Source organism: Streptomyces carminius (genome assembly GCF_002794255.1).
GTDB classification, from domain to species: Bacteria; Actinomycetota; Actinomycetes; order Streptomycetales; family Streptomycetaceae; genus Streptomyces; species Streptomyces carminius.
Genome location: NZ_PGGW01000061.1, coordinates 153,432 through 174,666 on the forward strand (window position 1 = coordinate 153,432; position 21,235 = coordinate 174,666).

20 protein-coding genes and 1 pseudogene are annotated in these 21,235 nt (G+C 72.7%); 9 read left to right on the forward strand and 12 right to left on the reverse strand.

All coding sequences use genetic code 11. The features are described 5' to 3' along the window. Positions 1-11: 11 nt before the first annotated feature. Complete coding sequence (locus CUT44_RS21475; RefSeq protein ID WP_233221548.1) at positions 12-695, reverse strand: TetR/AcrR family transcriptional regulator; 684 nt, start codon at positions 693-695, stop codon at positions 12-14. A gap of 123 nt (positions 696-818) precedes the next feature. On the opposite strand from CUT44_RS21475, the gene CUT44_RS21480 reads away from it, so the two are divergent. Beyond that, the gene (locus CUT44_RS21480; RefSeq protein WP_100203552.1) at positions 819-1,559 is read left to right on the forward strand and encodes an NAD(P)-dependent oxidoreductase; all 741 of its coding nucleotides are present in this window, start codon (positions 819-821) and stop codon (positions 1,557-1,559) included. A 168-nt stretch (positions 1,560-1,727) separates the two neighbouring features. Here the strand turns inward: CUT44_RS21480 and CUT44_RS21485 are convergent, their stop codons facing one another. Further along, positions 1,728-2,567, reverse strand: coding sequence for a helix-turn-helix transcriptional regulator (locus CUT44_RS21485; protein WP_100203553.1), 840 nt, complete (start codon positions 2,565-2,567; stop codon positions 1,728-1,730). Positions 2,568-2,670: 103 nt separating this feature from the next. On the opposite strand from CUT44_RS21485, the gene CUT44_RS21490 reads away from it, so the two are divergent. Further along, positions 2,671-3,396, forward strand: coding sequence for an SDR family NAD(P)-dependent oxidoreductase (locus tag CUT44_RS21490; protein WP_100203554.1), 726 nt, complete (start codon positions 2,671-2,673; stop codon positions 3,394-3,396). 99 nt (positions 3,397-3,495) lie between these two features. On the opposite strand, the gene CUT44_RS21495 is transcribed toward CUT44_RS21490, so the two are convergent. Together CUT44_RS21495 and CUT44_RS21500 are read right to left on the reverse strand one after the other, a co-directional pair. After that, positions 3,496-3,690, reverse strand: a complete 195-nt coding sequence (locus tag CUT44_RS21495) for a hypothetical protein (protein ID WP_100203555.1) — start codon at positions 3,688-3,690, stop codon at positions 3,496-3,498. Continuing rightward, positions 3,687-3,890 carry a hypothetical protein gene (locus CUT44_RS21500; RefSeq protein ID WP_233221549.1) on the reverse strand — a complete coding sequence of 68 codons (204 nt, stop codon included), beginning with the start codon at positions 3,888-3,890 and terminating at the stop codon, positions 3,687-3,689. The genes CUT44_RS21495 and CUT44_RS21500 overlap by 4 nt, the downstream gene beginning before the upstream one ends. A gap of 124 nt (positions 3,891-4,014) precedes the next feature. Here CUT44_RS21500 and CUT44_RS21505 point away from each other — a divergent pair, with 124 nt between their 5' ends. Both CUT44_RS21505 and CUT44_RS21510 read left to right on the forward strand, forming a co-directional pair. Next, a complete protein-coding gene (locus tag CUT44_RS21505; RefSeq protein ID WP_100203557.1) occupies positions 4,015-4,842 on the forward strand; it encodes a helix-turn-helix domain-containing protein in 828 nt (275 codons plus the stop codon). Beyond that, on the forward strand, positions 4,839-5,039 hold the full coding sequence (locus CUT44_RS21510; RefSeq protein WP_100203558.1) for a DUF397 domain-containing protein: 201 nt from the start codon (positions 4,839-4,841) through the stop codon (positions 5,037-5,039). Before CUT44_RS21505 ends, CUT44_RS21510 begins: the two co-directional genes overlap by 4 nt. Positions 5,040-5,166: 127 nt before the next feature. Here the strand turns inward: CUT44_RS21510 and CUT44_RS21515 are convergent, their stop codons facing one another. Further along, positions 5,167-5,601, reverse strand: coding sequence for a hypothetical protein (locus CUT44_RS21515; RefSeq protein ID WP_100203559.1), 435 nt, complete (start codon positions 5,599-5,601; stop codon positions 5,167-5,169). Beyond that, positions 5,577-6,170: pseudogene (locus tag CUT44_RS21520) on the reverse strand (hypothetical protein); the annotation flags it as partial. The gene CUT44_RS21515 and the pseudogene CUT44_RS21520, both read right to left, overlap by 25 nt. Positions 6,171-6,341: 171 nt before the next feature. Between CUT44_RS21520 and CUT44_RS21525 the strand changes: the two are divergent. The 3 genes from CUT44_RS21525 to CUT44_RS21535 all read left to right on the forward strand — a co-directional run bounded on the left by CUT44_RS21525 (position 6,342) and on the right by CUT44_RS21535 (position 9,126). Beyond that, positions 6,342-6,776 carry a VOC family protein gene (locus tag CUT44_RS21525; protein WP_100203560.1) on the forward strand — a complete coding sequence of 145 codons (435 nt, stop codon included), beginning with the start codon at positions 6,342-6,344 and terminating at the stop codon, positions 6,774-6,776. Between the two features lie 207 nt (positions 6,777-6,983). Continuing rightward, positions 6,984-8,189, forward strand: a complete 1,206-nt coding sequence (locus tag CUT44_RS21530; protein ID WP_100203561.1) for an amidohydrolase family protein — start codon at positions 6,984-6,986, stop codon at positions 8,187-8,189. A gap of 127 nt (positions 8,190-8,316) precedes the next feature. Beyond that, a complete protein-coding gene (locus CUT44_RS21535; RefSeq protein WP_100203562.1) occupies positions 8,317-9,126 on the forward strand; it encodes a DUF6461 domain-containing protein in 810 nt (269 codons plus the stop codon). Positions 9,127-9,289: 163 nt separating this feature from the next. Here the strand turns inward: CUT44_RS21535 and CUT44_RS21540 are convergent, their stop codons facing one another. The 4 genes from CUT44_RS21540 to CUT44_RS21555 form a co-directional block, all read right to left on the reverse strand. Then, positions 9,290-11,275 carry an SMI1/KNR4 family protein gene (locus CUT44_RS21540; protein WP_100203563.1) on the reverse strand — a complete coding sequence of 662 codons (1,986 nt, stop codon included), beginning with the start codon at positions 11,273-11,275 and terminating at the stop codon, positions 9,290-9,292. A 74-nt stretch (positions 11,276-11,349) separates the two neighbouring features. Beyond that, entirely contained in the window at positions 11,350-12,768 is a 1,419-nt protein-coding gene (locus CUT44_RS21545; protein ID WP_233221550.1) for a Gfo/Idh/MocA family protein, read from the reverse strand. Positions 12,769-12,886: 118 nt separating this feature from the next. Beyond that, complete coding sequence (locus CUT44_RS21550; protein WP_100203564.1) at positions 12,887-13,813, reverse strand: carbohydrate ABC transporter permease; 927 nt, start codon at positions 13,811-13,813, stop codon at positions 12,887-12,889. After that, positions 13,803-14,825: a carbohydrate ABC transporter permease gene (locus CUT44_RS21555; protein ID WP_100203565.1), complete on the reverse strand. Its 1,023-nt coding sequence runs from the start codon at positions 14,823-14,825 to the stop codon at positions 13,803-13,805. Before CUT44_RS21555 ends, CUT44_RS21550 begins: the two co-directional genes overlap by 11 nt. Positions 14,826-15,159: 334 nt before the next feature. On the opposite strand from CUT44_RS21555, the gene CUT44_RS21560 reads away from it, so the two are divergent. Both CUT44_RS21560 and CUT44_RS21565 read left to right on the forward strand, forming a co-directional pair. Beyond that, on the forward strand, positions 15,160-16,497 hold the full coding sequence (locus CUT44_RS21560; RefSeq protein ID WP_100203566.1) for an ABC transporter substrate-binding protein: 1,338 nt from the start codon (positions 15,160-15,162) through the stop codon (positions 16,495-16,497). After that, on the forward strand, positions 16,494-18,650 hold the full coding sequence (locus CUT44_RS21565; protein WP_199185788.1) for a hypothetical protein: 2,157 nt from the start codon (positions 16,494-16,496) through the stop codon (positions 18,648-18,650). The genes CUT44_RS21560 and CUT44_RS21565 overlap by 4 nt, the downstream gene beginning before the upstream one ends. A gap of 482 nt (positions 18,651-19,132) precedes the next feature. Here CUT44_RS21565 and CUT44_RS21570 read toward each other — a convergent pair whose 3' ends face one another. Continuing rightward, positions 19,133-20,197 carry a Kelch repeat-containing protein gene (locus CUT44_RS21570; RefSeq protein WP_100203568.1) on the reverse strand — a complete coding sequence of 355 codons (1,065 nt, stop codon included), beginning with the start codon at positions 20,195-20,197 and terminating at the stop codon, positions 19,133-19,135. A 76-nt stretch (positions 20,198-20,273) separates the two neighbouring features. Then, entirely contained in the window at positions 20,274-21,203 is a 930-nt protein-coding gene (locus CUT44_RS21575; protein WP_100203569.1) for an NADP-dependent oxidoreductase, read from the reverse strand. Positions 21,204-21,235 lie beyond the last annotated feature (32 nt).

Consider the following 21,235-nt stretch of genomic DNA (forward strand, 5'->3'; position numbering starts at 1 on the left):
ACGGCTACCGGCTACCGCCAGGTCTCGCGGCACCGGTCGAGACCGTCCAGCACCAGGTCCAGGCCGACGGCGAACTCGTCGGCGTAGGCGTAACCGGGCCGCAGCGCGTGCTGGAGGAACATCTCGGTCAGGTGCGGGAACTCGTCGCGGGGCATGCGTTCGAGCATCGCCGCGCCCAGCGTCTCCAGATCGTCGCCGGTGGACTCGAAGGGCAGGCCGAGTTCCTGGAGGGTGAACCCGTAGACGTAGCTGTCGAGCACCGAGAAGGCGTGGGCCGCGCCGGCGACCGAGAACCCTCCCGCGCGCAGGCTGCCGATCACCGCCTCGTGGTGCCGCAGCGTCTCCGGTCCGGGGTTGGCCCGTGAGTCCAGGAGCCCGACCGCCCACGGGTGGCGCTTGAGGGCCTCGCGCGCGGAGAACGCCCGCAGCCGCATCGCCGTGCGCCAGTCGCCGTCGGCCGCCGGGAGTTCGATCTCGCCGAAGACCGCGTCGACCATGCCGTCGAGGATGGCGTCCTTGTTGGCGACGTGGTGGTACAGCGACATGGCCTCCACACCGAGCCGTTCCGCCAGCCTGCGCATCGTCAGTGCCGCGACCCCGTCACGGTCGGCCAGCGCGACCGCGGTGCGCAGCACCGCCTCGCGGGTCAGTGGCTCGCGGCGTCGCGCCGGCTTCGCAGCCCCCTCCGGTGGCACGGAAGGCCTCCTCATCGTTCCCTCGTCCGGCACTGGCACGGTCCACCTTACTCCGTAAGGCGTTCTTACGATGTAAGGTAGACTTACAACGTAAGGCAGCGGAAGATCCAAGGGGTGGGGACGATGGAGGCAGTACGGCCGGACGGGATCCGGCAGGTGGGAGCGGGGAAGAGGGTGTGTGTCGTCGGCGCCTCGGGCAAACTCGGGCGCTACCTCGTGCGGCACGCGCTGGACCGGGGATACGAGGTCGTCGGAGTGTGCCGCGAGCAGAGCGTGGGGAAGCTGGCCGACTTCGAGGGGCGCATCACCGTCGTACCGGGCCCCACGGACGACCGCGCCGTCATCGCCCGCGCGGTGGAGGGGTGCGACGCGGTGCTGACCGTGCTGGTGCCCTGGGGGGTGCACCACTACGCCTCCGGCACCGCGCAGGCCGTGCTGGACCACGCGCGCCCGGGGGCGCGGCTGGTGTTCTCCTGCGGCTGGCACATCACCCGCGACGGCAAGGACCTCTACTCCCGCTGGTTCAAGGCGTCCGTGGCCGTCGTCACGGTCCTGGCGAAGCTGGTCAGGATGGTCGACATCGACGACCAGGTGGAGGCCTGCCGCCGGATCTTCGCCGGCGACACCCGCTGGACCGTGGTGCGCGGCAGCGACCTGGAGGAGGGCGAGAGCCAGGGACTGCCGGTGTGGAGCCGGCACGTCGGCGACCCCGTGCTCGCGAGCAACCGGACCCGGCGGGTCGACTTCGCGCTGTTCATGGTCGAGGCGATCGGGAACGAGGACCTCGTCCGGGAGGCCCCGGCCATCGTGGGCCGGCTCACCCCGTCGGCCCTCGCGCACGCGGCCCCGGGGCGTGGGGCATGAGTTCCCCGACCGCCTCCGCGCACCACCGGGCCGGTCCGCCCGGGTGCCGTACCGCCGCGGTGGCCGGCCCGGTTCACCGGTGGCAGGTGCCTCCTGCCGGCCGGGCTCGGCGTACCGGGCCCCTCACACTGGAGTCGCTGCTCGTCCCCGGCGACACGGCCGCAACCGCTACCCGGTGAGGGTCTGGGTGCCGAGCACGGTGAGCAGTGCGAGGCGCTCGGCGTCCTCGGTGCCGGGCTCGGCCGTGTAGACCACGACGCGCAGGTCGCTGCCGGCCACGGTGAGCACGTCGCAGTCCAGCGTCACAGGACCCACCCGCGGATGGTCGACGGTCTTGCGGGCGGCCTCATGCCGGCCGACCGCTCCGGAGTCCCACAGCTCGGCGAACCGGTCGCTGCGCGCGCGCAGTTCCGCGACCAGCCGCCGCAGCCCCTGGTCGGCCGGGTAGCGGCCGGCGGTCGCGCGCAGGTCGGCGACGAGCGCGGTCTCGAAGGCGCGCAGGGAATCCGGCGTGTGCCGGGTCCGGCTGCCGAGACCGGCGAAGTGCCGCCATACCGCGCTGCGTTCGTTGCCCCGCCACGGCGAGGGATCGCCGTGCAGGGCGGCGTACGGCGGGTTGGCCACCAGCAGCGTCCAGGCCGCGTCGTGGACCGCGACGGGCGTGTCGGCCAGCCGGTCCAGCAGCCGCTGGACGCCCGGGGTGAGGTGCGCGGGCACCGTCCGCGGACCCGGCGGCGCCAGCCCGGCCAGCAGGAAGAGGTGGTCACGTTCCGTTCCCGACAGCCGCAGGGCCCTGGCCAGGGCCTCGGCGACCTGCGCCGAGGGATGGGACGCCCGGCCCTGTTCGAGGCGGGTGACGTAGTCGACGGAGACTCCGGCCAGCTGGGCCAGCTCCTCGCGGCGCAGCCCGGGCGCGCGCCGGTGCCCGCCGGCCGGCAGCCCGGCGGCGTCCGGCGGGGTGCGGTCGCGCCAGCGGCGCACCGCCTGTCCGAAATCCGTCACCGTCATGCCCCCAGTGTGCCCCGCCCGCCGACGGGCCTGCCTGGTACCGGTGTTCCCAGGAAGACGGGACGCCTGGCAGGCCGCGCCGCCGGGCCGCAGCCTGGCTCGTATGACGACAACCACGACGACGAGAACACTGATCACCGGGGCCAACAAGGGGCTCGGTTTCGAGACCGCCCGCCGGCTGGCCGCCGCGGGCCACACCGTCTACCTCGGCAGCCGGGACGCCGAACGCGGGCGCCGCGCGGCCGAGCGGCTGGGCGTGCGGACGGTGGCGGTCGACGTCACCGACGACGCGTCGGTCGCCGCCGCGGTGAAGACCATCGAGGCCGATGGCGGACTGGACGTGCTGGTCAACAACGCCGGCATCGAGATATGGGCGCCGGACGGAGAACCGCTCGGCCCCACGGAGACGACCGACGAGGTGCTGCGGTCGGTGTTCGAGACCAACGTCTTCGGGACGGTGCGCGTCACCCGCGCGTTCCTGCCGCTGCTGCGGCGCTCCGCCTCCCCGGTCGTGGTCAACGTCAGCAGCAGCCTGGGTTCGCTGACCGAGTCCACCACCCCCGGCACACCGGAGCACGACTACCCGGGTGTCGCCTATCCGGCGTCGAAGGCGGCGGTCAACATGATCACCGTGAAGTACGCGAAGGCGTTCCCCGGCATGCGGATCAACGCGGTGAACCCCGGCTACACCGCGACGGACCTGAACCAGCACAGGGGCATGCAGCCGGTCGAGGAGGGCGCCGAGATCATCGTCCGCATGGCGCGGCTCGGCCCCGACGGCCCGACCGGGGGCTACTTCGACGCCGCCGTGGGCACGCTGCCCTGGTAGTCCGGCACAGTCGTGCCGTCCCGCCCGTCCCGCCCGTCCGCACCGAAGCGGACGGGCGGGACGTCCCACACCGGCCAGGAACCGTCCGGGGCCGGTGAGCTATCGGGCGGGGGCGCGGTCCCGCCGGTGAAGGGCCGTCCGGATCAGGCCGTTGAGCGTCTGGACGCAGCCCTCGCAGGCGTACAGCCCGGCCTGCTGCCCCTCGGCCCACACCGGACCGATCCACATCACCGGCACCTGCGGACGGAGGCAGTACAGCCAGCACTGCCCGGTGATCCAGGTACGGGACCTCACCGGAACCGCTCCCGGCTGTGCCGGTTCGCCGCCCGCACCCCCGCGCTCAACTGCTCGGCGGGGGTGGGCAGTCGGGTGTTCTCCGGCGGGCACTCCCACTCACGGCCCCCGCCGGGCGGGCGGAGGAAGTACCGGCCCCCGCTCTTGCCCATCAGTTCGCCGATCTGGTTGCGCCTGGTGTCCATGAGGTACGTCGCCATGCCTGCTCCCGTGCCGTGCATGGTGGCTTTCCGTGTCCACTCACTCACAGAATGCTGCTGCGGCGGTACGCTCAACAGGGCTTCCAGCTCTCCACGCAGGGCTGGAGAGAGGGGCATTGAACACATGCGTCGTGGTGACGGGACCGAGCGTCCCTACTCCCCGCAGGAGTTCTACGGTGCGGAGCTTCAGCGGAAGCGCGAGAGCCGGGACCTGGCGCAGGTCCAGCTCGGCGAGACGGTCGTCATCTCGCCGCAGATGATCGCCCACTTCGAGGCGGGACGGCGGAAACCCCGTCCGGAGGACGCCCGCCGGATCGACCAGGCGTTGGGCACGGACGGCTTCTTCGAGCGCATGCGCCGCTCACTGGACGAGGGACGCTTCGCCGACCACTTCGCGGCTGTCGCCGAGATGGAGAAGCTGGCCGGTGTGATCAAGACCTACGGGGCGTCGCTCGTCCCCGGCATCCTCCAGACCGAGGCCTACGCACAAGCCGTCTTCCGTGCAGGCACTCCGGTCTATACACACAAGGATGTAGAGCGACGGGTGATCAACCGCATAGAGCGTGCCCGCATCCTCGATGACCCCAACTCACCAGTACTGTGGGCTCTGTTGGACGAGTCGATTCTCCGACGGCTCGTTGGTGGACGTGAAGCCATCGCAGAGCAGTTGAAGCACATCGCCACGCTGGGGCGCAGTGGACGAGTGAGGGTTCATGTGCTCCCCTTCTCCGCGGGTGCACACGCACTGCTGGAGAGCATGGTCACCCTCATGCGGTTCACCGATGCCCCGCCGGTGGCCTACGTTGAAGGTCTGCGCACAGGACGTGTCATGGACGATCCGGAAGTAGTCGAGGCCTGTCAGTCGGCCTACGATCTCGCTCTGGGCGACGCCCTGTCGTCAGAGGAATCGCTGGCCCTGCTGGAGGCCGTGTCGGAGGAGTACAAGCGATGATCAACGATCACAACCTGACGTGGCGCAAGTCCAGTTACAGCGGGGCGAGCAACGGCGACTGCGTCGAGGTCGCCGACGGCCTCCCCGGCGCGGTCCCCGTCCGGGACAGCAAGCACCCCGACGGCCCGGCCCTGGTCTTCCCCGAGAGCACGTGGAGTGCGTTCGTGGCGGGGATAAAAGGACGTACGCGTCCCTGACAGCCTGCCCGTCAAGAACGAAGCACGCGCCTCGGCCGGGGCAGGTGGGTTCGATTCCCGTCACCGCCCCGGCCGTCGGCGTTCAGGAACCGCGCCCCGGCGGGGCCGCCCGCGCACACGCCGCCGCTCAGAGAACGGCCTTCCACAGGGCGAAGACCCCGGCCACCACCGCGGCGACCATGCTGACGCCCAGCACCAGGAACATCACGGCGACGACGGCGGTCGCGGCGTGGTACGCCCAGCCCCGCTCAGCACGGCGGTCCCCACGACGGGCGTCCACAGCGGCGACGGCCAGTGCGGCGAGGTAGTGCAGCCGGTCCGGGGAGGTCTCCCGGGACAGCTCCGGGGCAAGAGCCTCCTCGACCTCATGGATACGCGGATCATCGGCCTCGATGAGGTCGCGGGCACGCAGCAGGACACTCTCCGGGTTCTCCGGCTGCCGCGGGGCGGCGGGGTGGTCGGGCATCGGCGGGCGTCCCTCGACGAGGTCGGTTCTGCCGACGGGGACGAGCCGGGGGCCGCCGCCGGTTCCGCAACTCAGGACCGGGTGGCGGTCCCGCATCCCTCCTCGCCGGCCTCCCGCATACGCGCGTCCATCGAGGTGCTCCGGTCGTACGGGTCGACCTCGGGGCCGTCTCCCGCGGCCCCGCGTTCGGCGCCGAACTCGGGGGTGAGGTAGCCGGTGAAGGTGTCGCAGCCGCCGTTGGTGGTGTCCACCTTGTAGGAGACCAGGGAGAACGTGCCCGGCTCGGTGACCACCTTCGCCGGGTCGTCCCAGCTCATCACCACCTCGCGGCGCACGATGGTGCGCACGACCTCGTCGCTCCCGGCCGCGGCCCGCACGACGGGGTAGACGTAGGTGACATCGGTGGTCACCTCGACCGCGCCGCGTTCGCCCTCCCGGTAGGTGACCCGTCCCCGGGTCCTGACCACGTCCCCCACCAGCCGCACCTCGTCGGTGAAGCGGCTGAACAGCAGCAGCGGATCGTTCTCCTTGCCTGGCGCGCGGAAGGCAGCCGCCAGATAGTCCTGGACATCCTGCTGGTGCGGGTTGATCAGCGCGATCGCCTCGGCCGGCCGCTCCCCGCCCAGCACCCCGGCGTCCAGGCTGGACGCGACGAGGAAGTCCCGGTGGCCCGGTTCCCGAGGACGGCCACGGCTCCGGACGGGTGCGGTTCCAGCCCTCACCGTTCTCCCTGTGCCCGCACGACACAGGGGCGGTCCGCAAAGGGCCGTCCGCCCCTTCACCCTGCGGATCCCCAACGGAAGATGAGCAGCAGCGCTCCTTGCTACGGTGAGCCGATGGCATCGGTCAAACAGTTCCAGGTCACCTTCGACTGCGCGGATCCTGAGCGCGTCGCTCGTTTCTGGTGCGAGGTGCTGGGGTACGTCGTACCGCCTCCACCGGAGGGATTCGCCAGTTGGGACGATTTCGACCGCTCGCTGCCGCCCGAGGACCAGGGGTCATCGTTCGCGTGCGTTGATCCCTCAGGTGTAGGCCCGCGACTGTTCTTCCAGCGCGTTCCCGAAGGGAAGGTCGTCAAGAACCGAGTGCACCTCGACGTGCGGGCCGGCACCGGACTCGTGGGTGAGGAGCGGCTGGCCGCGCTCGAGGCCGAATGCGCGCGACTGGTCGCGCTCGGCGCGGTACGCGTACAGCTCCTGCCCGCCGATGACGTCAACGAGTCCTGCATCGTGATGCAGGACGTCGAAGGCAACGAGTTCTGCCTCGACTGAGCATCCCTGGGGACGGCGAGGCGGGGAGCCGTCTCCCCCGGGTCTCCCCGGCCTCGATCCTCCGTGACGGTCCGGTCGCCGTGCGCCGGGGGCACCGGCGTCCGGCACGCGGTACCGCCGGTGGCTCGCGCGGACACCGGCCCAGGAGTCCGTCACGGTGTGACGCTCCTCCTTTCCCGCACGGCACGAACTCTCCAAGGAGTACTCATGGATGCCCTGCTCTCGGCGGGAGGTGTGGTGACCGGCCCGGACGGCCGTCTGCTGCGGGACGGGGCGGTCCTCGTCCAGGGCGGTGTCATCACCGCAGTCGGCCCCCGGACCGAATTGGAGGGCCGCGCCCCGCACGACGCCACCCGGTTCGCCTACCCCGGCGGCACACTGCTGCCGGGACTCGTCGACGCCCATGTGCACCTGGTCCTCGACGCCGGCCCGGACCCCGTCACCGCACTGCAGCACACCGACGACGCCGCCCTGCTGCCGACCATGGCCCACCGGGCACGGCAACTGCTGAACGCGGGCGTCACCACGGTGCGGGACCTGGGCGACCGGGGCGGCCTGGCGATCCGGCTGCGCGACGAGATCGCCGCCGGACGGCAGTCCGGCCCCCGCGTCCTGGCCGCCGGCACCCCGCTGACGGCGCCCGGCGGGCACTGCTGGTTCCTGGGCGGAGAGGCCGAGGGAGCCGACGCGATCCGGCGGGTGGTCCGGCGCACCGTCGAGCGCGGAGCCGATGTGGTCAAGGTGATGGCCACCGGCGGCGGCCTCACCCGGGGCGGCCCGCCCGTCTGGGCGGCGCAGTTCACCACGGACGAACTGCGCCTGGTAGTGGAAGAAGCACGGCAGGCCGGGCTGCCGGTGGCGGCCCACGCGCACGGCACCGCCGGGATCGCCGCCGCGGTGGCCGCCGGGGTGTCCACGATCGAGCACTGCACCTGGATGGGCCCGGACGGCTTCGAGGTGCGCGAGGACGTCGTCGAGGAAATGGCGGCCCGGGGCATCGCGGTCTGCCCGGCGGCCAGCCCCGACTGGCGTGGCTTCGCCCACCGCTTCGGACCCGAACGCGCCCAGGAGATGTTCGCCCGGATGGCCTGGATGCACCAGCGGGGGGTACGGCTGATCGCCGGGACGGACGCGGGCATCAGCCGGGCCGTCTTCGACGACCCCGTCTCCAGCCTGGAGTTCTTCGCGCACCTCGGCCACACCCCGGCCCAGATCATCGACCTGGCCACCCACCGGACCGCCCAAGCCCTGGGCATCGGCCACGACACCGGCCTGCTCCACCCCGGCTACCGCGCCGACCTCCTGGCCGTGGCCGGCAACCCCCTGGACGACCTCCAGGCCCTGCGCAACCCACGCCTGGTCATGACCGGCGGACATCCCCACCTCCCCGAACCCCCACACCCCCGAACGTGAGCCGCACTCCCCCGGAACGAACAGAGACACCCGACGGCAACCGGCAGCTTGAGCGGCTTCCGCTCCTGGCGCATGCTGTCCCGGTCGTGGCGGTGTCCCAGTTTCTCGACACGTGAGGGGGAGGCAGGTGGCGCACTCCGTGCTGTTCGAGGCCATCAAGCACTCCTACCGGGACCAGTACGGACTGACATGTGTACGCGGCCTGCCGCAGGACGAGGTGCTGTCCCGGCTGGGCGTCACCCCTCAGGCGCCGTACCCGCACTGCACGGTGCAGGAGGCGGTCGAGCGGTTCGGTCCGGACGTGCCGGCGGTACGGGTGTGCCGCAGCGGGCAGTGGACGTTCCTGCTGGACGTCCAGCCGCACGGGCGGGTCTTCGACCGGGACGTCCTTGCCCCGCTGTCGGTGGGCACCGAGGCGGTGTCGGCCTGGCACCTGCTGAGCAGTACGACCATGGCCGCCCACGCCCGCGACGGGGAGATCCTGGCCGTTTACGACGACTGGACGTTCGAACCGCCCAAAGGCCCGTTCCCCGAGCGGCTCAACCGCGCGCTGGAAAGCGTCGGCTTCTTCACGGAGGCCGAGGAATCCGACGACTGGGACGCGCTCCCGATGATATTGGCGGCGCTCGAAAGGGAGTTCGACCTCAGCCTGTCGGCGGATGCCGTCAACGGCCCCTGGCCACGGTCGTCCTTCCCGACCTGCCGAACCGAGCCGGGTGAGGCCCTTCGGCACCACTCGTCCGCACAATCCCGCCCACACCGTCCGACGGCGAACCGGGCGAACGGTTCATGCGAGGCCCCGACGGCGGCCGGTCCGATCGCCGGGGTGCGGCAGAGGCGGGCGATCGCGGGACTCGGACCGGCAGTCGGGAGACGGCGGGAGGGGACGGGTAGGGGCGGCCGTTCCGGACACTCAAGTACGATTTGCGGCCAATGAGCGGGCCACGACACGTGGCACGGCAACGGCCGTAAATCGTACCGTCCGGAATGGTCGCCCCGGACCGGCCCCGACCCCAGCACCCACAGAACCCGCACCCCACCGCACCGCACCGCACCGCGTGCCCGTCTCCCCCGGGATCCTTACGGCACCGCCCCGTGCCCTATCCGTTCCCCGGCCCTTCGCCCCCCGCCCGCCCACCGTCCACCGGGCCCGCGGCTCCCCGCCCCAACCGGATCACCGCGTACCGCTCACCGTCTCGCGGCGGTCGTGTCCAGGAGCGGGTGGTGAACGTGTGCAGCCGCCCGTGCACGAGAGCGTGACGCGACAGGGTGACCCCGAACTCCCGGGCCACCGCCTCCAGCAGCAGCCGTTCCGTGTCGGCGCCGTGCCCCGTACCGCCGCCCGCCGGGTCGCCGAAGAACCGGCCCGGGTCCAGCGCCCGCGGTATCTCCCCGCTCCGCCGGACCTCCCCGTCCGCGAACGTGAACGCGTACCTCTCTGCACCGTCCCGCGCCACCGAGAGGTGGAAGAACGGCTCCCCGTGCCCTGACCGCAGACCGCTCCACACCACCACCGCCCGCTTCCCCGCGCAGGCCGCCGCGGCCGGGGAGACGAACCGCCGCCCGCCGAAGGGAGCGGGGCCGCCGTCGAAGGCGAAGCTCCACCCGACGCCGGCCCGGCCGACCGCCATGAGCGCCTTGTCGTCGTAGGACGAGAACTCGGTCCGGTTGCCCCGCAGTCTGGTGCGCGCCTCCCAGAAGGTCATCGGTTCGTTCAGTACCGCGTCGTCCCCGTCCGCGAGGCGCCCGGGCAGCTCCTCCGGCTCCACCCCTTCCACCAGGACGAACCGGTACGACGTGCGCTTGTTGCCCCGGTCCGGTTCCGCGAGCCACGCCAGGCCGTCCGGGTCGAGCCCGGCCGCCGGCTCGGAGGTTCCGGCCGGCGCCTCGCCCGCCTGCCCGCCCCTGGGCGTGGACAGCAGCACGCGGCCCCGCTCCGGGGTCAGCAGCGGACCGAGCAGGGGATCGGCCACCCACCCCAGCGGCGCCAGGTGGTCCGGTCCCAGCGGCTCCCACAGCGGCAGCGCGTCCCGCAGCGTCCGCCACGCCCCGTCGGTGTCCCCCCATCGCACCAGCTCCCGGGCCCGCTCGACCGCCTCCCCGAACGGCCCGGCCGCGGTGTACCGGTACGTGCCGTTCCGCATCCGCTCCAGCATCGTGTAGGCCAGGGCCACCAGGTCGTCACCGGCGCCGCGCAACTGGAACCTCAGCGTGGAGTCTTCCTTGTAGGAGTGCTCCGCGTACTCCACCACCAGCGGTGGCAGCACCTCGGGCGCGTACCGCGGGTCCGTCACCAGATCCTCGAAGCGCACCAGGTAGGTCTGCCCGAGGAGACGGCGTATCTGGTCGCCCAGCCCGGCGGCCCGCGGCCTGCCGTACTTCCGGGCCTCGTCCAGCGCCTCCCGGGCCCGCTCCCACCCGCCGCGCAGCGCCTCCTGCCGGGCCTCTTCCACGAGCGCGTCCAGCTCCCGCGTGGTGTCGTTGGCGAACGCCGGCTCCTCGTCACCGTCACCACGGCGCGCCCGCAAGCGGTGGAACTCCCGGTACATGTCCCGCATGAACTCCAGGAAGTTCGCGTGCCGCTCGGGTGACTCGGCCCGCCAGCTCGCCCAGGTGTACACGGCCCACTCGCCGTCCTCGCCCACGTCCTCCGGGTCCATCAGGACGTGGGTGATGTCGGACTCCACGTCGAGTTGCAGTCCGCGCCGCCAGAGGTCCGCCTCCCGACGCTCCTCGGGTCCGGCGTCCTCGTCCAGGTACTCCTCGAACATGTCCGCGAGCCCCGACGCGTTGTCGTGCCAGCGCGCGCTCTCGGTCCCCGCCAGCAGCCACACGAACCCGCCCGCGTGCCGCCACCCGTCGCTGACCTTGAGGAACTCCCGGTACGACGGGGGCATCCGGCGGCCGAGGCGCTCCTCCATGGCCGTGATCCGCTCCTCGGAGGCGGGCGGTAACCCCAGCCAGCGGGTCCGCCGCGCGGCCTCGTCGTCCTCGCTCCGCGTCTCACCCTCCGGCAGGGAATCCGCCCACTCCCCGCTCCACCTGAGCAGGAAGGACCGCCAGTCGAACGTCGTGGTGTCCGTCATACGCCCGATGCTGCCACCCACCACCGACATTGATACTCGTAGGCGGCCCCGCCGGGGCCGGGGACAGGCCGCCCTCAGGCCCCGGCCCGGAAGCCGTCCGCGGCCAGCAGGGAAGCCGCATCGCCGAGGTCGAGACCGGCGACGCGCACCGCCTGCCCGGTGGTCAGGGAGCGGTTGGCGGCCAGGCCCACGGCGACGGACCGTACGCCGTCCCGCCAGGACGCCGCGCGGCCCAGCGGGTCACCGGGGGAACCGGGGGAACCGGGGGAACCGCCCTCCGCCCCGGCGAACACGTCGCACAGCAGGACGTCGTCACCGCCGCCGTGGCCGCCCCCGGCCTTGGGGATCGGCACCTCACGGGCGGGTTCGAAGTGGCGCTGCACCACCAGCCGCTCCCCCACCGGGCGTTCGGCGTCGTCGGTGCCGTCGGTGCCGCCGTCGACGAGGTCCGGCCGGGCACTCGGGTCGATGACCACATGACCGTCGGCGTCCACCCGCACCGAGCCGCGTTCGACGACGGTGAGTTCGGCGCGGCCCTCGGTGCCGTTGACCCCGACGGTGTAGCCCTCCCAGGGGGCGTGGGCGTTGAGGGAGTACGCCATGGAGGCGCCGGAGGCGTAGTCGACGACGAGGGAGAGATTGTCCTCGATGGTGATGCCGGGGTCGAAGACGTCCTGGTCGCGGCGGTAGCCGTCGTGGTGCTCCTGGTCCAGGTAAATCTCCTTGTACAGCGGCTCGTGGCGCAGGTCGAGGCTGAAGGCGTCGCGCAGCGGGGAGTCGGTGGTGCCGCGCCCGGGGCGCGGCCCGAGGCCGCGGCGGGCGGCGGCCTCGGCGCCGTAGAAGCGCAGTCCGCCACTGGCGAAGACGCGGGCGGGGAGGTCGCCGAGCCACCAGTTGACGAGGTCGAAGTGGTGGGTGGACTTGTGCACCAGCAGGCCGCCGGAGACGGCCTTGTCGCGGTGCCAGCGGCGGAAGTAGTCGGCGCCGTGGGCGGTGTCCAGCAGCCACTCGAAGTGCACCGAGGTGACCCGGCCTATCGCGCCGGAGGCGATGACGCGCCTCAGTTCGGCGTTGCGCGGCGCGTAGCGGTAGTTGAACGTGACGGTGACCTGCCGGCCGGTGCGTCCGGCGGCCTCGGCGATGCGGCGGACCCCCTCCTCGGTGGTGGTCAGCGGCTTCTCCACGATCACGTCGGCACCGGCGTACAGGACGGTCGTGACGAGGTCGGCGTGGGTGTCGTCGGGGGTGGTGACGATGACGCGGTCGATCCGGTGGCGGCGCACCGCGTCGGCCAGCTCACCGGGGGCGAACCGGGCGGGCGCCTCGGCCCCGGCCGCGCGCAGGCGGCGCTCGTACACGTCGAGCCGGCCGGGGTTGGTGTCGCTCCAGGCGACGAGGCGGGCACGGGAGGCGTGCGGTCCGGTGACGGCGTCGAGGTACATCTGGGCGCGGGAGCCGGCCCCGACGAGGGCGTAGCGCGGCGGGGACGGCAAGGAAGGCGGGGACGGCGGGGGCAACGGGGAGACGGAGGCGGGCACTTGGTTCCTTCCGGTTCCTGCGTGCGGGTGGCGGGTGCGGGGGGTGACGGCGGTGCGCGGGCGCGGGATCAGGTCACTTGATGCCCGTGGTCGCGATGCCCCGCAGCAGCCAGCGCTGGCCGACGAGGAACATCAGGAAGAGCGGCAGGAGCGAGACCACGGACATGGCGAACATGCCGCCGTAGTTGGAGACCGACTGCGCGTCGAGGAAGGTCCGCAGGGCCAGCGGGGCGGTCCAGTTCTCCTCCCGGGTCAGGTAGATGAGCTGGCCGAAGAAGTCGTTCCAGGTGCCGATGAAGGTGAAGATCGCGGTGGTGGCCAGGGCGGGCACCATCAGCGGCAGGATCACCTGCAGGAAGATCCGCGGGTGGCCCGCGCCGTCGATGCGGGCCGCCTCGTCCAGCTCGCGCGGCAGGGAGCGGATGAACTGGACCATGAGGAAGACGAAGAACGCGTCCGTGGCGAGGAACTTCGGCAGGACCAGCGGCAGGAACGTGTTGAGCATGTGGAGCTCGGAGAAGAGCACGTACTGCGGGACGATCAGGACGTGGATGGGCAGCATGATCGTGCCCAGCATGATCGCGAAGAGCGTTCTGCGGCCGCGGAACCGCAGCCGGGCGAAGGCGTAGGCGGCCAGCGAGCAGGAGAACAGGTTGCCGACGATCGTGCCGAACACCAGCAGTGCCGAGTTCCACAGGTAGGCACTGAAGGGCGAGCCGAGGGCCGTCCAGCCGTTGCCGTAGTTCTCCAGTGTGAGGCCCTGAAGGCTCAGCGCCGGATCGCGGAAGATCGTGTCACCCGGCCGGAAGGAGCTGACGACCAGCCAGATGAGCGGGTAGATCATCGTCAGCGCGAGACCGGTGAGCAGGACGTGCTTGAGCAGGCCGGACAGGCGCCGACGGCCGGCGCGACGCCGGGCCGGGGGCGGGGGTGAGGCGGGTGCGGGGCTCTTGGCGACCGCGGCCGACACCGGCTGAATGGATTCAGTCTCAGTCGTCATAGAACACCCAGAATTTCGAGGCCCAGAAGTTCACGGCGGTGAAGGCGGCGACGATGATCAGGAGCGCCCAGGCCATCGCCGAGGCGTATCCCATCTGGAACTGTCCGAATCCCGTCTTGTAGATGTACAGGGTGGTGAAGAGGGTCGAATCGCTCGGCCCGCCCGTGCCCCCGGAGACGATGAACGCCTGGGTGAAGGACTGGAAGGCGAAGATGGTCTGCAGCACCAGGTTGAAGAAAATGATCGGGCTCAGCAGCGGCAGGGTGACCGACCGGAAGCGGCGCGGGACGGAGGCCCCGTCCACCTCCGCGGCCTCGTAGTACATGCGCGGGATCTGGCGCAGCCCGGCGAGGAAGATCACCATGGGTGAGCCGAACGTCCAGATGTGCAGCAGGACGATGGTGCCCAGGGCGGTGGAAGGGTTGGATATCCACCCCGGCCCCTCGATGCCGAACAGCCCGAGGAACTGGTTCACCAGGCCCTCGCTGCCGAACACCTGGCGCCACAGGATCGCGACCGCGACCGAGCCGCCCAGCAGCGAGGGCAGGTAGAGGACCGAGCGGTAGAACGACAGGCCCCGCAGCCCCCGGTCCAGCAGCAGGGCCAGGCCCAGGGCCAGGGCGAGCTGCAGCGGCACGGAGAACACCACGTACAGGAGCGTCACCTTCAGCGACGCCCAGAACCGGCTGTCCTCCCACATCCTGGTGTAGTTCTCCAGGCCCGCGAACCCGGGCGGCTGGAGCAGGTTGTAGTCCGTGAAGGACAGGTACAGCGAGGCGAGAACCGGCCCGATGGTGATGAACACGATGCCGAGCAGCCAGGGGAACAGGAAGACGTAGGCGACCCGGTTGTCCTTGTTTCCGGCCTTTCCGGCCTTTCCAGCCTTTCTGGGGTTCCCGGCGTTCCCGGCGTTCCCGGTCCTCCCCGCGGGCCCCGAGGAGGGCCCCGCCGTCTTGCCCGGTCCGGACCGCCTGGACCTGGCGAGCCCGCGGAGCTCGCCGATGCCACTCATGTGCAGCCCCCTCCGTCGGCCTGTGGGACCAGGCGTCTTTCTCCGGGAAAGCAATTTATGGGCGCCGAGTATGGCATGCGTCACCGGTGGGTCAACCCCTGTGAGTTGCGGCGTGAGTTCCGGCGGGCGTCCGGCGAGAACGTTCCGAGGCGTTGACACGATGTGACGCTCCCGTTAACTTCCCCGGGAAATCGATTTCCCGGACCGGGTGCGGCCGTCACCGCATTGAGACGATTCAACACAATGCAGCCACTCCGTCGGAGCACATGCTGCCAAGTCACCCGAACGCGCCACGAGAGGCCCACGAGAGGCTCACGAGAGACGAGGTGCAGCGATGCGGACCATCCGGAACATCCTGAGGACCCGGCGCAGACTCCGGACCGCCGCGGCGGCCGGGGCGGCGCTCGCCGCGCTGGCGACGCTCGGCGGCTGCGGCGACTCGGCGACGGACGGCGGCAGCGGCGACGGCGGCTCGGACGGCAAGGCGACCATCCGGTTCGCCTGGTGGGGCGACAGCGAGCGCGCGGCGACCACCAAGAGCGTGCTGGCCGACTTCGAGAAGGCCAACCCGGACATCACCGTCGAGACCGAGACCAGCGACATCGACGCCTACTTCGACAAGCTCGCCACGGGGACCGCCGCCGGCGACGCCCCCGACGTGATGACGCTCGGCGGTGCCTACCCCCGCGAGTACAGCGACCGGGGCGCGCTGCTCGACCTGGGTCAGGTCTCCGGCGAGTTGGAGCTGTCGAAGTTCCCGGAGTCCACCCTCGCGGCGGCGAAGTTCGACGGCACCCTCTACGGGGTGCCCACCGGCGGCAACGCCATCGGGATGTTCGTCAACCCGGAGGTCCTCGAGGCCGCCGGGGTGGAGCTGCCCGACACCGACACCTGGACCTGGGAGCAGTTCACGGAGCTCGCCGCCGAGGTGACCGAGGGCACCCCGCGGGGCACCTACGGCTTCGAGCCCCGCGTCAACGACACCCTCGGGGTCTACTCGGGCCAGCGCGGCACACCCATCTTCGACGAGCAGGGCGAACTCGGCGTGTCCGCCGCCACGGTCGAGGACTACTTCGCCATGGAGCGGAAGCTGCTGGCGGACAAGGGCATGCCGCCCGCCGAGCTGGTCACCGAGCGCGCCGCGGTCCCGCCGGAGCAAACGCTCATGGGCCAGGGCAAGGCGGCCATGACGATCACCTACTCGAACCTGCTGGGCGTCTACGCGAAGGCCTCGGGGGCCGATCTGCGGATCGTCGACCTCCCCGGCGAGAAGCAGTACGAGCAGCCGGGGACGACCGTCCTGCCCTCCCAGTACTACGCGATCTCCAAGCAGTCCGAGCACCCCGAGGCCGCCGCCAAGCTGGTCGACTACCTGGTCAACTCGCCCGAGGCGGGCAAGAAGATCCTCGACAACCGCGGGCTGCCGTTCAACAGCGAGGTGCGGGAGGCCATCTCCCCGCTCCTGGACGAGGCCGGCCGGGCCAACGCCGACTACATCGAGCAGGTCGCCGCCAACGGCGCGCCCGCCGCCCCGGTGCCCCCGGCCGGCGGTTCCTCGCTGAACGACGTCACCACCCGGCTCGACTCCGAGGTGCTGTTCGGCCGGAAGTCCCCGGCCGAGGCGGCGAAGGAGTGGGTGGCGGAGATGAAGCAGGCACTGGACTCGGTGTGACGCTCGACCGCGCGGCCGTGGTCGCGCGCCACCGCGTCGTGGCCGACGGGATCCTCGGACGGTCCCCGCCGGCCGTGGGCAACGGCGAGTTCGCGTTCACCGTCGACGTGACCGGCCTGCAGTCACTGCCGGACCACTACCCCCTTCCCGACCGGTACGGGCAGGGAGTGGGGACCCTGCTGGCGACGATGGCGCAGTGGGGTTGGCACTCCATCCCCCCGCGCGGGGAGGAGAGCCGCGGGCTCGCCTCGACGATGCGCCGGTACGACACGGCGCACGGCCCGGCCGACTTCGTCGACCTCGGCGGGACGCTGTCGGCCACCGCGCAGGACGGCCTGACCCCGGCCGAGGAGTGGCTGCGGGCCAACCCGCACCGGCTGGACCTCGCCCGGATCGGCCTGTGGACGGCGGACACGGCGGGTACGGCCGGTCCGGGGAGCACGGTGCGGGCCGCGGACCTGACCGGCATCCACCAGGAACTCGACCCGGCCCGGGGCGTGATTACCAGCCGGTTCCGGCTGCGCGGCCGGCGCTTCACCGTCCGGACGGCCGTGCACCCCGGGCGCGACGCCGTCGGGGTGGAGATCACCGCCGAGGAGGGGGCGGCGGTCGGTCTGGCGCTGGCGTTCCCCTACGGCTCGGGGGCGTGGGGGAACGCCGCCGACTGGTCGCGCCCGGGGGCACACCGCACCCGGCTGTGCCGCGAGCACGGCGGACGGCGCATCGAACACACCCTCGACGGCACCCGCTACACCGTCCACGTCCACGGCCCGGATCTCACCGTCGAGAACGGCGGCGACGGCGGGGACAGCGGCGACGGCGGGGACAGCGGTGACGGCACCGGCCCCCACCGGGTCACCGTCCGCGGGAGCGGCAGCCGCCTCGTCTGCGCCGTGGAGTTCACACCGGGCGGCGGGTCCGGCGGCACACCTGACGGACCGGATCTCACCGGCGAGGAGGTCCTCGCCGCCGCCGCGTCGGGCTGGGCGTCGTTCTGGTCCTCCGGTGCCGCCGTGGACCTGTCGGGCAGTACGGACCCGCGCGCCGCCGAGCTGGAGCGCCGGATCGTGCTCTCCCAGTACCTCACCCGGATCCACTGCGCCGGGTCGCTGCCCCCGGCCGAGACCGGGCTGACCGCCAACTCCTGGCGCGGCAAGTTCCATCTGGAGATGCACTGGTGGCACGCGGCCCACTTCCCCGCCTGGGGGCGGCCGGAACTGCTGGAGCGCTCCCTCGCCTGGTACGACACGATCCGCCCGCGCGCCCGTGCCACCGCCGCCCGGCAGGGGTTGCCCGGGGTGCGCTGGCCCAAGCAGACGGGCCCTTCCGGCGAGGAGACGCCCAGCGACATCGGCCCCTTCCTGCTGTGGCAGCAGCCACACCCGATCCATCTGGCCGAGCTCGTCCGCCGGGCCCGCCCCGGGGACCGGGAGACCCTGGAGCGGTGGGCCCCGCTGGTGCTGGACACCGCCGCCTTCATGGCCGCGCTGCCCGAGCGGACCCCACGCGGCTTCGAACTCGCCCCGCCGCTGGTCCCCGCTCAGGAGTCCTACGCCGCCGACCGCCGCCGGCTGCGCAACCCCGCCTTCGAACTCGCCTACTGGGCCTGGGCACTGGGCGTGGCGGACGACTGGCGGGCCCGGCTGGGGCTGCGCCGGTGCGAGAGATGGCGGCGGGTGGCGGACGCACTGGTCCCGCCCCGGGTGCGCGACGGCGTGTACGCGGCGATCGACGTACCGCCGTACACGCTGCGCACCGACCACCCCAGCATGCTCGGCGCGCTGGGGGTGGTCCCGATGACGCCGCTGGTGGACCCGGCGGTGATGGAGCGCACCCTGGAGTCGGTGCTCGCCGACTGGGACTGGGACAGCGCCTGGGGCTGGGACTTCCCCATGGCCGCGATGACCGCCACCCGGCTGGGCCGCCCGGACCTGGCGGTGCGGGCGCTGCTGCTGGACGTGCCGAAGAACCGCCATCTGCCCAACGGCCACAACCGGCAGGACGACTCGCTGCCGCTGTACCTGCCGGGCAATGGGGGCCTGCTGGCGGCGGTCGCGCTCATGGTCGGCGGCTGGGAGGGTGCGGCGCGTACCGCGCCCGGGTTCGGGCCCGGTTGGTCGGTGCGGCACGAGGGCTTCGTCCCGCTGCCCTGACACGTCGGCCGGGGTCCGCCCGGCGGCGAGGTGTCCCGGGCTCCGGGGCCTCCCCGGGTCCCCGGGCCGAGAGGCCGAGAGGATCCCATTGTTGGAAGCCGTGTACAGCCGCTCCTGTCCGTGTCCTTGGCCGACGTGGCATCAGACGCGGCACCGGGTGTGCCGCTCACGGGGCCGTGAACGGACGGACAGGCCCGGCTGAGGGAGCCTTGGGTGGATGAGGGCCTTCCCGGCCCGGTGCGGAATCACGGCGTCCGCGCCGGGGCCCGGCGGGAAGGCCCTCGTGCCCCACAGCGGCGCACCCCCGGCCGGGACCGGGGGCCCCGGCCGGTCCACTGCGCGGCCGGGGAAGGCCGCCTCCCGAACGTGCCGCGGACCGGGTCCCGGCTCCCGGTCCCCGGGGCCCGCCGGCGGCCGGCGGCCGGCCGGTCCGCACCGCGGCACCGCCGGACACCGGCCCGGGGCGCCGCGGGCGGAGGCGGCTACCAGTCCGGACCCCCCGGGCGGTAGGCGTCGTGGACGTCCACCGGGCCGGCGCCCGGCGTGGTGCCGCCGCCGGGGATGTGGATCGTGCCGCGTACGGCGACGGCGGCGGTGCCGTGGCGCGGCACCGGCATCGGGTCGAGCCGCCGCCAGCGGTCGCGGAAGGTGTCGTACGCCTCGGTCTCCGGGAAGACGGTGTGCACGCCGTCCACCACGTTGCCCTCGCCGCCGAAGGTGTGGATCCAGCGGCCCACGGCCGCGGCGGCGAGGCCGCCGCGGGCGGTCGGCATCGGGGTCCGCTCGGACCAGCGGCGCCGGTGGCGCAGGTCGAGCGCGTAGACGGTGTCCCGTACGTTCAGCTGCCCCCGGTCCCGGCCGCCGACCACGTAGAGCACCGTGCCGACGACGGCTCCGCCGACGTGGTCGCGCGGCTGCGGCAGGTCCGGCAGGGTCTCCCAGCGGCCGGTGGCGGTGTCGTAGGAGGACACCTCGCCCACCGTGTCCTGGAGGCCGCCGGGGCCCGTCGGCTCCAGGACGCGCATGCCGCCCGCGAGGTGGATCCGGCCCCGGTACACCCCCATCGCGGCGCTGCCCCGCTCGGTGCCCGCGGGCATCGGCGGCAGCCGCTCCCAGCGGTCCGTGCGCGGGTCGAGGACGAAGCAGTCGCGCAGCGCCTGCCACGAGACGCCGCCGGACAGCCCGCCCAGGACGTGGAGCCGGCCGTCCACCACCGCCGCGTTGGGATGGTTCATCGCGACGGGCAGCGGGGCCGCCTGCGACCAGGTGCCGCGCCGGGTGTCGTAGACGTCCACCCGGCCGGTGGTGGCGAAGCCGCCGGCCGGGTCGGGGACGATGCCGCCGATGACGTAGACCTTGTCGCCGACCGCGGCGACACCGTGCTCCTGCCGGGGCCCGCTCCCGATCGGCGCCAGGGTTCGCCAGCCGCGCCCGCGGGGCGGGGCGGGCGCCGGGCCGGACGGCGCGGTGTGCGCGTGCGCATGTGAGGGCAGGGTCAGGGCCGTGGCCAGAGCGGCGCCGGAGAGCAGTGCTGTCCGCCGTTTCATGAGAGGGCTCCTCGTTCTCGTCGTCTTCGTCGGTCCGTGTGCGGGTGGACAGGTGGGCAGGTGGGCGCGGCGGACGTCAGGGCACCAGGACGAGCTTGCCGGTGGCCGAGCCGGCGGCGACGAGCTCGTGCGCCTTGGCCGCCTCGGCCAGCGGCAGCACCTGGTCGACGTGGACGGTGAGCCGCCCCTCGTCGACCAGCGCCGCCAGCCGCGCCAGGTCGGGCGCGGACGGGCTCACGAAGGTGCGGGCGTGCCGGATGCCGAGCCCGGCGACCAGCTCCGCCGTGACGCCGGTGTCCTGGGGGTAGGCGCTGACCAGGACGCCGCCGGGGTCGAGGGTGCGGGCGGAGCGCTCGCCGTACTCGCCTCCGACGAGGTCGAACACCACGTCGAACCGGCCGGCCTCGGCGAAGTCCTCGGTACGGTAGTCCACCGGCCGGTCCACCCCGAGGCGGCGCAGCAGGCCGTGCTTGCCCGCGCTCGCCGTACCGGTCACGTGGGCGCCGCGGGCCTTGGCGATCTGCACCGCGAGATGGCCGACGCCGCCGGCCGCCCGGTGCACCAGCACCCGCTGCCCCGGCCGGAGCCGGGCGAGGCCGACGAGGCTCTGCCAGGCGGTGAGACCGGCCATCGGCAGGCCCGCCGCCTGCTCGACGGTGAGCCCGGCCGGCTTGCGGACGATCTCGTTGACCGAGGCCAGGACGTACTCGGCGTAGGTGCTGCCCGCTCCCGGGAGGGCGAGCATGCCGAGGACCTCGTCGCCGGGGGCGAAGGCCGACACGCCGGGGCCGGGGGTCTCGACGGTGCCGGCCACGTCCCAGCCGACGGTGAAGGGCGGTTCGCCCAGCATCGGCATGGCCCCCGACCGCACGTGGCCGTCGACCGGGTTGACGCCGACCGCCCCGGTCCTGATCAGCACCTGCCCAGGTCCCGGTTCCGGACGGGCGGCCTCGGTGAGCTCGAGTACGGACGGGTCGCCGAGGGTGTACTGGGTGACGGCGCGCATGGGTCTCCTGCCTTCCGCGGGGTCCGGCCCCG